The 16,332-nt window shown below is 39.3% G+C and carries 14 protein-coding genes; 5 read left to right on the forward strand and 9 right to left on the reverse strand.

Going from position 1 to position 16,332, the window contains the following annotated elements:
* The first annotated feature begins 1 nt into the window (after position 1).
* The 3 genes from JWQ54_RS05755 to trpA all read left to right on the forward strand — a co-directional run bounded on the left by JWQ54_RS05755 (position 2) and on the right by trpA (position 2,690).
* Positions 2–628, forward strand: a complete 627-nt coding sequence (locus JWQ54_RS05755) for a phosphoribosylanthranilate isomerase (RefSeq protein ID WP_299581511.1) — start codon at positions 2–4, stop codon at positions 626–628.
* A complete protein-coding gene (trpB, locus tag JWQ54_RS05760) occupies positions 628–1,809 on the forward strand; it encodes a tryptophan synthase subunit beta (RefSeq protein ID WP_299581513.1) in 1,182 nt (393 codons plus the stop codon). Before JWQ54_RS05755 ends, trpB begins: the two co-directional genes overlap by 1 nt.
* Before the next feature lie 110 nt (positions 1,810–1,919).
* A complete protein-coding gene (gene trpA, locus JWQ54_RS05765) occupies positions 1,920–2,690 on the forward strand; it encodes a tryptophan synthase subunit alpha (protein ID WP_299581515.1) in 771 nt (256 codons plus the stop codon).
* Between the two features lie 3 nt (positions 2,691–2,693).
* Here trpA and JWQ54_RS05770 read toward each other — a convergent pair whose 3' ends face one another.
* From JWQ54_RS05770 to JWQ54_RS05780, 3 genes are all read right to left on the reverse strand, one after another.
* Positions 2,694–3,314: an L-threonylcarbamoyladenylate synthase gene (locus JWQ54_RS05770; RefSeq protein ID WP_299581517.1), complete on the reverse strand. Its 621-nt coding sequence runs from the start codon at positions 3,312–3,314 to the stop codon at positions 2,694–2,696.
* Positions 3,315–3,433: 119 nt separating this feature from the next.
* Positions 3,434–3,970, reverse strand: a complete 537-nt coding sequence (locus JWQ54_RS05775) for a YceI family protein (RefSeq protein ID WP_299581519.1) — start codon at positions 3,968–3,970, stop codon at positions 3,434–3,436.
* A 199-nt stretch (positions 3,971–4,169) separates the two neighbouring features.
* The gene (locus JWQ54_RS05780; protein WP_299581522.1) at positions 4,170–5,258 is read right to left on the reverse strand and encodes an aromatic ring-hydroxylating dioxygenase subunit alpha; all 1,089 of its coding nucleotides are present in this window, start codon (positions 5,256–5,258) and stop codon (positions 4,170–4,172) included.
* A 331-nt stretch (positions 5,259–5,589) separates the two neighbouring features.
* Between JWQ54_RS05780 and JWQ54_RS05785 the strand changes: the two genes are divergently transcribed.
* Positions 5,590–7,722 carry a tetratricopeptide repeat protein gene (locus tag JWQ54_RS05785; protein WP_299581524.1) on the forward strand — a complete coding sequence of 711 codons (2,133 nt, stop codon included), beginning with the start codon at positions 5,590–5,592 and terminating at the stop codon, positions 7,720–7,722.
* A gap of 138 nt (positions 7,723–7,860) precedes the next feature.
* On the opposite strand, the gene JWQ54_RS05790 is transcribed toward JWQ54_RS05785, so the two are convergent.
* Positions 7,861–9,183, reverse strand: a complete 1,323-nt coding sequence (locus JWQ54_RS05790; protein WP_299581527.1) for a hypothetical protein — start codon at positions 9,181–9,183, stop codon at positions 7,861–7,863.
* 339 nt (positions 9,184–9,522) lie between these two features.
* Here JWQ54_RS05790 and JWQ54_RS05795 point away from each other — a divergent pair, with 339 nt between their 5' ends.
* Positions 9,523–10,755, forward strand: coding sequence for a PDZ domain-containing protein (locus JWQ54_RS05795; RefSeq protein WP_299581530.1), 1,233 nt, complete (start codon positions 9,523–9,525; stop codon positions 10,753–10,755).
* A 46-nt stretch (positions 10,756–10,801) separates the two neighbouring features.
* Here JWQ54_RS05795 and JWQ54_RS05800 read toward each other — a convergent pair whose 3' ends face one another.
* The 5 genes from JWQ54_RS05800 to JWQ54_RS05820 form a co-directional block, all read right to left on the reverse strand.
* Positions 10,802–11,965 (reverse strand): glycoside hydrolase family 172 protein, encoded by a 1,164-nt coding sequence (locus JWQ54_RS05800; RefSeq protein ID WP_299581532.1) that lies wholly within the window; start codon positions 11,963–11,965, stop codon positions 10,802–10,804.
* Positions 11,966–11,975: 10 nt separating this feature from the next.
* Entirely contained in the window at positions 11,976–12,809 is an 834-nt protein-coding gene (locus JWQ54_RS05805; protein ID WP_299581534.1) for an amidohydrolase, read from the reverse strand.
* Between the two features lie 113 nt (positions 12,810–12,922).
* Entirely contained in the window at positions 12,923–13,711 is a 789-nt protein-coding gene (locus JWQ54_RS05810; protein ID WP_299581536.1) for an SDR family oxidoreductase, read from the reverse strand.
* Positions 13,712–13,774: 63 nt separating this feature from the next.
* Positions 13,775–15,052, reverse strand: a complete 1,278-nt coding sequence (gene fucP, locus JWQ54_RS05815; RefSeq protein WP_299581538.1) for an L-fucose:H+ symporter permease — start codon at positions 15,050–15,052, stop codon at positions 13,775–13,777.
* Positions 15,053–15,098: 46 nt separating this feature from the next.
* Entirely contained in the window at positions 15,099–16,331 is a 1,233-nt protein-coding gene (locus JWQ54_RS05820) for a DUF6786 family protein (protein ID WP_299581540.1), read from the reverse strand.
* Position 16,332 lies beyond the last annotated feature (1 nt).

Genomic DNA, 16,332 nt, shown 5'->3' on the forward strand with positions numbered 1-16,332 from the left:
GATGAAGATAAAAGTTTGCGGTTTAAGAGATCCTGAAAATATAAAAGCTGTTGCAGCTTTAGAACCTGATTATGTAGGTTTTATATTTTATAACGGATCACCAAGGTTTATTGACGAATTGCAGGTTGAGGTTCTCGCGAATATTCCGGATACTATTAATAAAACCGCTGTTTTTGTAAATGAAAACGCCGAAACCATTAATAAACTGATTGATAAATATGATTTTGATTTTATACAGCTGCATGGAAATGAGAACCCGGACTTCTGCAATTCATTCAGAGACAAAGCAATAGTGATCAAAGCATTTGGAATAAATAATGATTTTGATTTTGAGCAGCTAAAAGCGTACAAAAAGAAAGTAGACTTGTTTTTATTTGATACTAAAACGGAAAGTCATGGCGGCTCCGGACAAACATTTGACTGGGACATCCTTGATAAATATGATTTAGAGATCCCTTTCTTTTTAAGCGGAGGAATAAGTCCTGATAATATAGAAGAAGTAAAATACATCAATCATCCTCAATTTTACGGTGTTGATCTTAATAGTAAGTTTGAGATTTCGCCGGGACTAAAGAGCATTGAAAAATTAGAAAAAGCATTTACTATTATTAAACAAAGCATAGAGTAATGAAATACGGAGTTAATGAACAAGGGTATTACGGTGATTTTGGTGGAGCTTATATCCCCGAAATGCTGTATCCTAATGTGGAAGAATTACGCCAGCAATATTTAACTATCATTAATGATGATTCATTTAAGGCGGAATTCGACCAGCTTTTAAAAGATTATGTAGGGCGCCCGTCGCCTTTGTATTATGCTAAAAGATACTCTGAAAAATATGGCGCCAATATATTTTTCAAACGGGAGGATCTGAACCATACCGGCTCGCATAAAATAAATAATGCTATCGGACAAATTCTTTTGGCAAAGCGCCTGGGTAAAAAGCGCATAATCGCCGAAACCGGTGCCGGTCAGCACGGCGTTGCAACTGCTACCGTTTGTGCCCTTATGGGGATTGAATGTGTAGTTTATATGGGCGAGATAGATATGGCACGGCAGGCACCCAATGTTTCGCGCATGAAGATGCTGGGGGCCAAGGTTGTTCCGGCTATATCAGGCAGTAAAACATTAAAAGATGCCACCAATGAGGCCCTGCGCGATTGGATAGGCAACCCGGTTGATACACATTACATCATAGGTTCTGTGGTTGGACCCTATCCATATCCTGACATGGTTGCACGCTTTCAGTCAATCATCTCTTTAGAAACCAAAAAACAGTTGCTTGAGCATACAGGTAAGGAATTACCGGAATATGTAATGGCATGTGTTGGCGGCGGCAGTAATGCAATGGGCATGTTCTATCACTTTTTGGATGACGAATCAGTAAAGCTGGTAGCCGTTGAAGCAGCCGGCAAAGGAGTAGATAGCGGTCATTCTGCGGCAACTACTTTCCTTGGTCGCGAAGGGGTTTTACATGGCAGCCGTACCATATTGATGCAAACCGATGACGGGCAGGTGGTTGAGCCCTATTCCATTTCAGCCGGACTTGATTATCCGGGAATAGGCCCGCAACACGCCCATTTATTTAAAATTAACCGGGCACAGTATGTAAGTGTTACCGATGACGAAGCCTTACAGGCAGGCTTACTTTGCTGCCAGCTGGAAGGCATTATCCCAGCTATTGAAACGGCACATGCACTTGCCCAGCTTGAAAAAATGGAGTTTAACCCAACTGACAATATAGTGATCTGTATTTCGGGCCGTGGGGATAAAGATTTGGATACGTATATTAAATATTTCAATTTCTGAATCAGAATTCACTGAATTTAAGAATTTCCAAGATGCAATCGATGTTTAACACCAGACAATTTTGTTAATTCTAAAATCCTGTAAATTCTGATTCAGACAACTATAAAAACATGAACCGCCTTAATCAACTTTTCAATACAAAAAAGGATAATCTGTTATCCATCTACTATACAGCAGGTTACCCTGAACTGAACACTACTCTTGATATTGCCGAAGCTTTAGAAAAGGCCGGGGTTGATTTCCTGGAGGTGGGTTTCCCCTACTCTGATCCCGTAGCTGATGGCCCTACCATTCAACACAGCTCAGAAAAAGCTTTGGAAAACGGCATGACGCTTAATTTATTGTTTGAGCAATTGGCTGATCTGCGGAAACGGGTAACTATCCCTATCCTGTTAATGGGCTATGCCAATCCAATGATCCAGTATGGTGTTGAGCGTTTTTGCAAAAAGGCAGCAGAAGTTGGTGTTGATGGCGTTATTGTACCTGATTTGCCAATGTATGAGTATGAAACCTTATATGCTGATTATTTTAAAACCAATAACCTGAGCAACATTTTCCTGGTAACACCGCAAACATCCGAAGAGCGCATCCGCAAGATTGACGAATTGAGCAATAGCTTTATTTATTTACTTTCTTCGTCATCCATAACCGGCGGGAATTTACAGGTGTCTGTAAATATCGAAGACTACTATAAACGAATTAAGGCGATGCAGCTAAAGAATCCGGCTATAATAGGTTTTGGGATCTCAGATAACAGATCATTTAACAAAGCCTGTGAATATGCGGCAGGAGCTATTGTGGGCAGTGCTTTTGTTAAGTTATTGGGGGCGGAAGAGTATTTGGGTAAAATAGCAGGTTTTGTTAAGGAAATCAGGCCTTAATGATTATAAATACATCTCCAACTCACCTTTACCCTCACGGATAACTTCAAAGTCGCCGCCGGTACAATCCACTACGGTTGACGGGATATTTTCGCCATAACCGCCGTCTATAACCAGGTCTACAAGGTCTTCATACTTTTCGTGGATCAATTCTGGATCTGTTGAGTATTCGATGATCTCGTCATCATCTTTTATAGAGGTTGACAGGATGGGATTGCCCAACTGCTTTACTATCTCCCTGGCGATATCATTATCGGGCACCCTGATGCCTACTGTTTTTTTATTGGAACTTAGCAGTTTGGGCACATTATGATTGGCGTTAAATATAAAAGTAAACGGACCCGGCAATGCCTTTTTTAATACCCTGAAGGTGGTATTGTCAATCGGTTTGATATAATCAGATATATGGCTCAGATCGTAGCAAATAAAAGAAAAATTAGCCTTATCTGGCTTAATATTCCTGATTTTACAGATGGCTTCAACTGCTTTATGGTTAGTAATATCACAACCCAACCCATAAACAGTATCGGTAGGATAAATGATAAGACCGCCTTTACGCAGCACATCCACAACTTGCTCAATTGCTTTTGGATTAGGGTTTTCGGGGTAGATTTTAATTAACATAATGATTTACAAATATATTCTGTAAAAGCTTACAAAGCAAAAAGCCATTCGCTTTAACAAATGGCTTTTATATCCAGGTCGACTTATCAACCTAATAAACTTATTCTAACTCAATCAACTTACTTTTGCTTAGCAAACTGGATGTTGATGAGCAATTTTATATCCTCACCTACTACAATTGAACCTGCTTCAGTAACACCATCCCAGGTTAAACCAAACTCTTTACGGTTAATTTTGCCTGTAACTTCAAAACCTGCCTTTGTGTTTCCATAAAAATCATCTGTTGAACCACCATATTCAGCAGCTAACTTAACCGGTTTAGTAACGCCTTTAACAGTAAGGTCGCCAAACAGGTCATACTCATCATCACCTGTTTTTTTGAACGAAGTTGATTTAAAAGTGATCTGCGGATATTGGGCGGCATCAAAAAATTCAGCCGATTTTAAGTGCTCATCTCTTTGTGTTTGATTAGTATCAATGCTGTCGATATTTAAAGCAAACGAAATATTAGCATCTTCAAAGTCATCACCCGTAGTTTCTAATGTTCCCTCAAAGCTTTTGAAAAAACCGCTAACTGTTGATATAACTAAATGTTTTACTTTAAACTGAACTTCTGAGTGCATTGGGTCTATAACCCATTTTGTTGCTGTTGCCATGATCTTATTTTTTTTGATTGTTTTATTTAGATCAAATGTAAGTAATAGATGTTTAAACATCTAATTTCTTTATCAATATTACATTTGCTTTACAATGTTAAACTAAACACGTCAATTTCAGTTTTGTTGGGGTTAATTTAAATATTAATCGACTTTTACAATATCATTATCATAAGCTAACAATAACTGCACATACCAGCTATTTATTCATAAATTCAGCAAGTATGCGATGAAAATGATGTGTGCCCTGCTCACGTGTGACTGAGTAACGTCCATGCTTATAAAACCTTGAACGCACACCGCGCTGAACATTTTCTACAATCTCTTCGTCCTCCTGTTCAACTTTATCAAGCCCTGCCCCTGCCCCTTTGTTTAACCTGGATGCGTCCCAAACGTAAGAGAAAAATTTCACCCTGCATTCACCAACCGAAACAGGCTCAACAACGTTGACAGAAAGACCCCAGGGATAAAAATTAAACATCATATTAGGAAATACCCAAAAGTAGTAGGCGGCCACATTTTTACCATGATCAGGTGATGATACCGGTAATTCAAAACAATCGGCTGCACTTTTGGCCAGGCCTAATTGCAAACTGGAATATGGAAAAAACAATTCAGTAGCATATTCGCCAAAATCAATAACAGCATTTAAGCCGGCATGCACAAAGGGGATATGAAATCCTTCCAGGTAATTCTCGCAGTACAGGGCCCAGTTTGCTTTCACATTAAATACCCGCGATAATTGCGGGTCAAATTTAAACTCATCGAGCGGCATCCAGCTTACGCGCTCTATCATATCCCTAAAAAACAATTCCTTAGAGTATTTATTCCCCAGAGAAGCGAACAGCCATTTACTCCATTTAAATGTTTCCAGTTTGGGCAGATTGTCATCATCGCAGGGGAAATTCTCAACCTCTTTAAACTCTGGCATCGAAACAAATCTGCCATCAAGATTAAACATGCGCCCATGGTAGCGGCAGCGGAGGTTACTGAGTTTGCAGGCTTTATCAGCAACCAGGTTACCCCTATGTGTACAAACATTTGACATTAAGTGGACAGCCCCGCTTTTATCTCTTGTTAATAGTAAAGGTTCATCAAGGTAATTTTCTAAAAGGGTAAAAGGGTACACGTCGCCATTTTCTTTTACCAGGTCGGTATTTCCGATAAATTGCCATGATTGAGCAAATATTTTTTCCCGGCATTTCTCAAATACTATCGTGCTGGTATAAAAATCGGCATTTAATGTTTTGGCTTTGGCAATGTTGGGGTCTACAAAATAGTCAGGCATATATGTTTAGTTTCAAAAGTTAAATTAGGCAATTGAAATCAAATCACCTAAATCATTTTATCAAATCTGGGATTATAAACCCCAAAATGAGCAACTAATCCCCTACTTTTAAAATTACAACCATTTTCATAACATTTGCGTATTACACCTCCGGACGTTTTTAGTAGTAAAAATTACACACCATGTCGTTTTTTTGCTTGTAAGTTTAATTTTTATATATTTTCACTGCCTTGAGGCATTAAAATAGCTTATTTGATAAACGTTTTATCATTCAGTTTAAATCATAAATAATATTTGGCTTATTTATTGCCAATTTTGATGTAACATAATTATGAAAAGACTTTTAGTTATTATTTCATTTATACCACTCCTGGCCTTTGCTCAAACATCAGATCAACATTTGAAACTGGCTAACGACCTGTCTAATCAAAAAAATTACAAGGCTGCGATTCCTGAATTTACTAAAGCCATCGAGTTAAATGGCGATAATGTAAATGCCTATTTATATAGGGGAAATGCCTACAGCAATAGCAAGGAATATGATGAAGCTGTTAATGATTATACCAAAGTTGTAGGGATAGATCCCGGCAACGCCAATGCTTTTTACTATCGTGCCAATGCCAACAGCAACATCAAATCATACAAAAACGCAATAGATGATTATTCAAAGGCTATTGAATTAGGACTTCGGAATGCCGACATTTATCACTACAGGGCTAATGCCAAAGTTAACTCTGCCGATTATGCGGGGGCAATTGAAGATTTCAGCCGGGCTATAGAAATTACACCTAATGACCCTGAATTATACGAATATCGCGGCGTTGCAAAAACAAATTTAAACGATAACAAAGGTGCTGTCCAGGACTATGATGTTTCCATTAGGTTAAATCCTAACAATGCGGATGCATATTATTACCGGGCCAATTCAAAAGGTACCATTGCTGATTATAACGGAGCCATTACCGATTATACTACAACGTTACAGATGAACCCTTCAAACGCCGAAGCTATCTTTTATCGCGGCAATATAAAAACAAACTTAAGAGATTATAAAGGCGCTATTGAAGACTACAAAAAAGCAAGCACAATGAATCCTGGTTTGCATAACCTGTATTACTATTTGGCAAAAGCCATCAGCAATAGCTCGGATAACAAAGCTGCTATTGACTACTTTAACAAAGCAATTGTACAGGATCCTTCAAATGCAGAACTTTATTTATACCGGGGGATCTCAGAAAGCAAGATGGACGACAAGGACGCTGCTATGGCCGACTATAATAAAGCCATTGAACTAAATTCTAATTTATCAGAGGCGTATCAAAACCGCGCGGACCTAAAAATAGATAAAAAAGACTTCCATGGTGCTTTAGATGATGCAAACAACGCTGTTAACTATGGCAAAAATCAGGATGGGTATGCCTATATAACCCGTGCAAAAGCAAAAAGATTTTTAAAGGATACGACCGGCGCACTGGATGATTATAACTCGGCTGTCCGGATCAACCCCAAAAATACCGATGGATATTTTGGCCGCGGTGAAATGAAAATACTGCTGGTTGATTACAGCGGTGCAATAGCTGATTTTACAACAGCCATCGAAATGTTCCCAGGTAATGCAGATGCTTATTTAAACCGCGGAATTGCCAAAAGCCGGATGGGCGATAAAGAGGGAGCCATAAAAGATTTTAAAAAACAGGTTGAACTCGACCCTAAAAACCAACAGGCCTACATAAGGCTTGGAAAAATATTACTTGATGACAGGCAATACTCCGAGGCATTAGTATTATTCAGCAAAGTAGTTACACCTTATACAAAAAACGGAAAACTTTTAGTCCTTCGCGGCGCGGCTATGGGGGGCTTAGGGGATAACAGGGGTGCTATGATTGATTTTGACAGAGCCATTGCTGTAGATTCTAATTCGATATCGCTGGCATACAGCGGCAGGGCTAATGTTAAAATGGGGCTTAAAGATTACGAAGGAGCCGCAAGCGACATCAGTAAAGCTATTGATAAGGATCAGAACAATGATGACGCTTATTTTATAAGAGGCAATTTAAAAATGCTTCAGAAAAATTACGAGGGTGCTGTTTATGATTATATCAGCGTACTGTTAATTAATCCTGATAATATTAAAACCTATGCTTACCGTGGTCTTGCAGAGGCTTATATACGTGATACCGCCGCTATGAATGGCGACTTTAAACAAGCCATGAAACTTAGTCCGGAGGATGGTAATAATTACATCCAGCGCGCAAAAGCCAAAATGTTTATGCGGGATTACGAGAGCGGGTTAAGTGATTTTGCTAAAGCCATAGAGCTGACCCCCCGCAATTATGATACCTGGCTGAGCCGCGGAATAGCTAAGCTACAGGAGAATGATAAAACAGGCTGTGCCGACTTAAATAAAGCCGTAGAGTTGGGATCGAAAGATGCTGTCGACGAGCTAAGAAAATATTGTAAGTAGATAAGAGTCAAGACATCAAGAGTCAGGAATCAGGACGAGATTCAAGACGTCAGGAATCAAGATACAAGAAGAATCAAATGAATGAATTTTCTTTCTTCCTATCTTGATTCTTGACTCTTGATTTCTTGATTCTTCGCCTTATCTTAATTTACCGCCAGAGGCATCATTAAAATCATCTTCGTAATTTACCTTACCGTTTGATAGTTTAACATAATCAACCGAGCCTGTACCCTGAAAGGTGTAATCAATCCCTATTATTTTTGCTTTGATGATGTCCTCATTTACCGAATAAACCAGCTTACCATTCAAAAATATTTTCGCTTTCCTGTTTGCCGTTTCAATCCGTACTTTTACAAACGAGCTAAAATCGACCCCGAAGGCTGACAGATCTGCCTGTTTGCCGGAAGCATAATAATTTGTAAAAAGTAAATCGAGTGAGGAAATACAACCTTTACTGCAAAGCGGGATGTAAATGGCCGTGCCCTCGCACAAAATATAGATCTTACTGAGCTGGCATATTGATGCCCCTTCCTTATAATCGTTTTTTACAGACGTTTCAAAAATAAAATTATCACTGTAGATCTCGCCAAAGTCGCGTACGTTTGCATAAAGCACGTCAGGGGTAACAGGTTGCAGCTTGACATTTTTTGCCTGGACCTTTTCAATTGGTAATGAAATTTTCCCGTTAACTATAACTTCTTCTTTTGAAAAATACACCGGCACAGGCGATTGTGTAACTGCGGTCAGCCAGCCATTTGATTTAATTAAAAGCCGGTGCATGCTTACGATCTTCCCGCCCACAATAAGCTTTGCCTTATAATAATCAGGATAATAATAAATAGAAGTGTGCTGATGATCATTTTTAGAAACCTTTGTTTGCAGGTGCCTATCCCATGATTGCTGAATAATAACTGAATCGTAAGGTGATTTGGTAGCATCGTAATTAAATACTACCGAATTTGGCAAACCCTCTGAAACTACCTTTTTACTGCTGAATTTGTAATCGTTATCAGCAACTTTGGGCGGTGTATTTTTATTAGTGTAAGTTATGGCTGCAATTAAAGCTATAACACAAATAATAAAAAGAATGATCTTTAACCGGTTTGTACTTTTTCCGGTAGCTGGCTGTTCTTCTTTAATATCGCTTGCAACAGGAATCGGTATAATATTTTCTGCAGGTGTTGTGCCGTTGCCATTTTGTGATTTAAAGCTGCGCCAGTTTTCGTACCCCAAAAACTGAACAAGCGTGTCAAGCGTATGCGTATTCGGCAGGCTATCGTATTTTACCTTACCCCAAACCCTTTTTAGCGTAACATGACTAAGCGCAATACCAGTATGTTCCTGGATCTTTTCGCTCAGGATTACAAAATCCTGGTTAGTCCACTCGCTGCTATCGCCCCAACCAGTATTTATTTCAAATAACTTTTTGGTTTTTTCTATAAAAAACTCGTCATTATGCATAGCCAAAATTCAATATTGAAGCAAAAATATAATATATAGCCAAATGGTTTGGCTTGTACAAACTTGTACCAACTTGTATAAAATTTGAATAGCATTATCAGCTATTTCTTCTTAAATTTATATATAATAAATATATTAAATCCTTTATAAATAAAAGGAGAGCATTGCCAATTATAAACCAAAATTATTTGCACTATTAATATGCGCTGTTGATTATAAACAACATGCACAATGGCTGTAAAATAAACAATGCTTTTAAATATGAGGATAAGCCAATTGCCCTCTTACAAGGTAACACTTTCCCCTAAAGAGTTTATTGTTATACTTAATCTTTTTGTTATGCTTAGTAAAAATATACACCGGTTAATTTTTTGGCTGTTGTATTTAAATTGCTTTATTTTAACAACAGCCTACGCTCAAACATTTGATATAAACAATCACCATAAAAAAGTATCCATACCATTCCGGTTGGTGAGGAATATGGTAATTATTCAATTGCAGATCGATAATAAAGGGCCCTTTAATTTTGTTATGGACACGGGTGTTGGATTGATGATAATTACCGACCCTCAATTAATTGATTCGCTAAACATACCGGTAAAACGCATTTTAAAGCTGAGAGGGTTTGGCGAAAACGAATCGTACGAGGCATATGCCTCTCCTGTATTAAATATTGGGATCCCGGGGCTTACCAGCTATGGCGTTAGTGCAGCCATATTAAAAAAAGATCATTTTGGCTTATCAAACTATGCAGGAATGCCGATACATGGTTTGCTGGGATACGAATTTTTCAATAACCTGGCTGTAAAGGTAAATTTTAGTGATTCAACCATAACAGTATACAGGTCAAAGGATAAAAAGAAGTTTGCAAAAGGCGACAAGGTGCCAATAACCATTGAGGATCATAAACCTTATATGGAAGCAATTGTTGTTATGCCCGATGGAAGTGCAAAGAAAAGCAAGCTGGTAATTGATCTTGGCGCCGGCCATCCGCTCTCCCTTGAAAACATATCTGACAAAAATGAATTACAAAAAAAATGTATCCGCGCTAATCTTGGTGTTGGATTTAGCGGGCCGATAAATGGGTTTATAAGCCGGGTGAATGAAATTGGATTGGGAAAGTATAAGATCAAAAATATAATTTCTTCCTTTCCACAGGATGACTCTTTAAAAAACTATCTAAGCGTAAAAAGAGACGGAAACATTGGCATTGGCTTGCTTAAAAAATTTGTCGTTGTTTTTGACTACCCTGGTAATGCCCTTTATTTGAAGCCCGGTCACAATTTTAAAGAACCATTTGAGCAGGATATGAGCGGCCTGGAATATTATGCCGATGGCGATGGTTTTAAGCGAATTATTATTAGCCGCGTAGAACCCGGCTCTGCAGGCGATAAGATAGGCCTTGCGAAGGATGATGAGATCGTATCTATAAATTTTAAACCTATCTCAAAAATGAGCCTTGAAGAAGTTGATAACCTGTTTAAATCACAGAATGACCGGAACCTTTTACTGGAGGTTTATCATGACAACCGGCACGACATGGTTGTGATGACGCTGAAGAGGAGGATCTAGAGATTTGACAACTTTTAAAAAGTTGTCAAATCTAATCTTCAATATTTTAATTAACCTCCAGCTGATCCTTTGAAGGGAATACCGGGAAAGCTCCGTGGGGTTCACTTTGGTACCAAAATGCTACCGATGCCAAATCGTCCTGTAGTGGCATGTACCTTCCATCATGGTGCCAGCCCAAATCCTGCAGGGTTACTTTAAGGTCTTTTTCAAAACGGATAGGATCGGCAATGTGCCAGCGGTAAAGACCAAATCGCTGGGCTATTTCATAGTGCCCATCTCCTCTTAACACTTGCGGCAAACCAGTGTAAGGGCCGCTGAATTCAGTATATTCGCTGCCTTCAACACCAGCCGCGTTTTTATGCCGGCTGTCGAAATCATAAGCTCCGCAAAAATAGTCTTCGGTGCCCGTACCATTAATAGTCGGGAATTTAGTATCTCCATCCATAAAGAACTTGATCTCTCCTTCACCCCACCAGCCGTTTTTGTTTGAGCCATAGGCTAAATAGGTGCCTACATACTGTCCCTTACCTTTAATGCTGTCAACCATTACAAAATCTTTTTTAAATGGCAATGGGTTTACCCTGCGAAATTGAGCGTGAAAGTAACCGGCATCTTTAGGAACGTCAGTAAGTGTATAGTCTACCTGGTAATATAGCACCATATCTTCATTATCAATATTTTCCATGGTTATACGGCATTTTTTGCGAAAAGGCATAGGCCAATAGCAGTTTAACCCACTACCCGGATTAACAACAACTGCTAATGACGTAACGGGTGCATATTTACCCCATCCCATACAAAAGAAATCGCCAACCGGCGCTTCTACAGATGGTGTAGTTTCATCGTCCCAATAAAAGCGAATGATAGAATAGCGCCAGTTACCTGTAGGTGTCATCCAGATATGCTGTATAGCACCTGACTCGTTTATCTCGGCAACAGTATATGTTGTGTGTTTTTTGATAACAACACTCGGGCTTACTTTCCAGGTTTGTCCCAACTCTCTTGATGGCGCTGCCCCCGTACCTGTGGTGGCCATACCACCCTTACCCTTTTCGCCATTAAAATTCTCAGGGCTGATAGACCTGGTTTTGGCATCAGACATCCGGTAAAGATTACCCATGTTTACACCAAGTCCATTAAATTTTTCCTGTGCCTGTACAGATAAGGAAACTAAAACTCCCGCTAAAACAAGTAAAGCTGATCTTTTCATCTTCATCAATTTAATTAAGTTTATAAAATTCAATAGCGTTGAGTCCCCAAAAGCGGGATTGCTCATTTATAGATAGCTTAGATATGTAATTCCGAACTATCGAGATCATTTTATCATATCCCCCGGCAACATTACAAACCGGCCAGTCGGAACCAAACATCACCCTTTTAGCGCCAAAAGCTTCAAATACTACATCAAGGTAAGGCTCAAAATCAGCTATTTTCCAGTTTTGCCAGTCGGCTTCAGTTACCATGCCTGATATTTTGCACCAAACATTTTCATGCTGAGCAATGATCTTCATGTTATTTGCCCACTTCTCAATATTCCCGTTTTTAATGTCAGGTTTGGCTATATGGTCAATGACATAGCGAACTCCTGAAATATTTTTTACAAACTGGTTAGTGTAACCCAACTGATCGGGGAAGATCAATATGTCATAGGTAAGATCATAATTTTTAAGGGCAGCAATACCTTTCATAAACTGCGGATTCAGCATATAGGCCCTGTCTGGTTCACCCTGCAAAACATGACGAATACCTTTGAGCTTTTTAAAGTTGCTATAATAAGCTATACGCTCCCTCACATGCGGATCCATCAAATCAATCCAGCCAACAACTCCTTTTATAAAATCATGTTTTTCTGCAAGGCTTAATAAAAATTCAGTTTCCGTTTCGCTTTGACCTACCTGTACAGCTATACAGCCATTAATATTATATTTATTTAATATTGGTTCTAGGTCTTGCGGGTAAAAGTCCTGCCGTATTGCAGCCATGGAATCATCAATCCAACTATCCCTAACCGGGTCAAATTTCCAAAAGTGCTGATGAGAATCTATTTTTAACATTCGTTTAAGTTGATTAAGTTAGATTAGGTTGATTAGGTTGATTAGGTTTTGCAGGGTCGATAATCATAACTTAATCAACCACTCTCCCAATCAACTCAATCAACTAACCTCTGCTACGCATTCGCCAAAGCCCTGTCAAGATGCACATATCCCCCATCAACATATATCAATTGCCCGGTTGTATGGCTTGATCTTTCTGACAGTAAAAAGATAGCGGTATTTGCTATTTCTTCGGTAGTGGTCATCCGGCTTCCTAATGGGATCTTTGATTCAATTTCCTTTAGCTTTTCCTGCGGATTTGATAAAGTTTTTATCCAGGTCTCATATAGCGGCGTCCAGCATTCAGCAACAACTATTGCATTTACCCTTATTCCGTATTTCAAAAGTTCAACTGCCCATTCGCGTGTTAATGCATTCCGGCCGCCGTTTGCCGCCGCATATGCGGATGTGTTTCCCTGTCCTGTATCTGCAGTTTTTGAGGTAATATTCAATATAGCTCCCTTTGATTTTTTTAAAGCAGGCAATGCAAAATGTGCCATCAGGTAATAATGAACAAGATTTTTATGCAGCGAAGCCATAAATTGTTCATAATTGCCATTTTCAAGTCCTACACCATCATTTACACCTGCATTGTTAACAAGACCTTCAATCCGGCCAAAATGTTGCAGAACCTCGTTTACTGCCTTTTCGCACGCAGCCGGATCGGTAAGCTCTGCAACAACCTGGTGAACTTTTCCTCCGGCTGCTTCAACTTCATGTACAACAACCATGTTATCTGCCTCAGTCCTGCCCACAATAACCGGGATAGCCCCTTCTGCTGCTAGTACCTTTACTATTCCTGCGCCTATGCCCTTAGCGCCACCGGTTACTACTATTACTTTATTTGTTAATTGTAAATTCATATTATTAAAGTTTAAATTACACTCGCCTCACCCTGTCTTCTCCAAAGGAGAGGATTCAATTTATTAATGGCTGCCAACCATTTCCAATTTCTTAACTCTCAAATTTGTCGTCGCGAAATAGAGTATGTATGAAAAGCATACAATTGGCACCAGGTAAGCAAATTTAATATTACTTGCATCTGAAACCAGGCCCATTATCGGCGGAATTGTTGCACCACCCACTATTCCCATTATTATTAATGATGACCCAAGCTTGGTTTTTTGCCCCAGACCCCTGATACTTAGTGAAAATACGGTAGGAAACATTATTGACATAAAAAATGTAACCCCCATTAAGGCGATCACAGTGAATTTGCCATGCAGGAAGAAAATAAGGATCAGCAATAAGACGTTCATCACGCAATAAAAAGCAAGCAATTTTACCGGGTTTATAAATTTCATCAGGAACGTGCCGCTAAACCTTCCCAGCATAAAGCAAAACGTAGCTGCAGTAAGATAGAACGAAGCCGGTTTTTCCTCAAGGCCGGCTACGCGCTCTGAGTACCTGATAAAAAAGCCAAGGATCCCTGCCTGTGCACCAACGTAAAAAAACTGTGCTATAATTCCGTTTCTTAAATTACTGATCTTTAATAACGACCCTATTTGCTTTAATAGCGATCCGCTTTCTTCCTCGACCGCCGGCTCGTTTTCATCAACAATCTCGGGTAACGAGGTTTTGAATATTAAAAATGCCACAACCAATACAACCAAGCCTATTACAAGGTAAGGGATTTGAACTGATGATGCCTCTTTATTTAAATAGCTATTTAATTGATCGGGAGACATGGCCGCTTCCTGGGTAGGTGTTAAAGTTTTACCCGATAAAATAAAAACACCCCCGGCTAAAGGCCCGAGTGTAGCAGCCAAACCATTAAATGATTGGGAGAAATTTATCCGCCAGGTTGCTGTTTCGGGGTCACCGAGCACAGTTATATATGGGTTTGCCGCGGTTTCTAAAAATGCAGCGCCACTGAAAACAATAAACAATGCTGATAAAAAGAACGCATAACTTCTTACTGCAGCAGCCGGGAAAAATAAAAAGGCACCGGTTGCAAAAAGTACCAAGCCTAATAAAATCCCGCCTTTATAACCATAACGGTGCATAAAACGGGCTGCAGGAATTGGTAAAAGGAAATAGGCGAAATACGAAGCAGAATCAACTAAAGAAGATTGAAAATCAGTTAACTGACAGGCTTTTTTTAAATGTGCTATTAATATCGGATTAAGGTTTAGCGCAAATCCCCATATAAAAAACAAGGACGTAACTAAGGCTAATGCAATAAGCTTTTTATCTTTTGACATGAAACTGGTTTAAATTGGTTTATAATAATTGACCGGCTGAATATAATTATTTAAATGCAGCTTGTATATCCTGTAATGATATTCCTAATGTTTTTAATGCAATTGTATTCAATTCATCCTTATCGCCAGTGAAATGAAATACGCTGTGGTTGTGCGAAAGCTTCTCATTAGGTTTAAGAAAAGCTGCCGGTGAAACACTCTCAATTTCGTAAAACGGACCTAATTGTGTTTTATCAGCAAGGGGGCCATCATTATAGGCATTAACTGCATCACCAATAAATGGGTCTTTGTCTGTCCGCCATTCCTGGTTAAGGTATATTGCTTTGGGGTCAGTATCAAATAGGGTTATTGTTAACACATTATTAGCTGCATCGTAATTACCAGCCATAGTTTTTGCCCTCGCCGCCTGCATCCCGAGTTTTCCGCGCGATTTTCCGTCGGCCTTAAACAATAAAACACCATTATTATATTTTATCCTATCTTTCGGGATCTCGCCAAAATAATCGGTAGTGGCAATCTTTCCTGTGCCATCGTTATACGGAACAACCGTTATTGTTTGGGATGATGGAGCAAACATATCCAGGTTCCAGATGCATGGTGCACCAGTTTGCTTATCCCAGGCTTTATCTCCTTTATTGGTTAAGGTAGTTGTTGTATGGAAAGCAACCGATTTTACCTTACTATCCAAATCAATTCCCAGCACATTTTTAACATCAGCCGGCTCAAGAATTTCAATATCCCTGTAGATCAACAGGTTAAGCGTTGTCCCCGCATAGTTGAGCAGCTTTGCCAATTTGGTGAATGATGCCTTTTTATCTGTATTTGAAACAAGCTTCCAGCTCTCATTATCAATGGCGGCAGGTGTATGCCAATTGGCAAACTCCATTTTTGTTCCGGGTTTAAAAAACAAGGAAAACTTGCCCCCTTCCGGTCCTAACCAAATCCTGTCTTCACCGCCATAAGCGTTCATATGCGGGTCAAATGATTGCTGGTCAAAAGTTTTATAGTTTATCCATCCAAAGCTTTTACCGTTTGCACCATCAGCAGTTGATGTAAATACCTTTGCCTGGTATTTTGGCGAAACAATTACCTGCCCGTTGCCATCCTTGCTGTTTAGTACAATAACGCTATCTTTTTTCTTCAAAAAATCAAGATCATAACCAAATGTCCCTTTAGCATACGGGCTATCGGCAACAACCTGTTTGGTTGCTTTATTTTCCTGGCATGCGCTTAAACATAAGGCAGCCAGAACGATAGATGAATACTTTAAAACGCTCATT

This window comes from Mucilaginibacter sp., assembly GCF_028288225.1.
Classification (GTDB): domain Bacteria; phylum Bacteroidota; class Bacteroidia; order Sphingobacteriales; family Sphingobacteriaceae; genus Mucilaginibacter.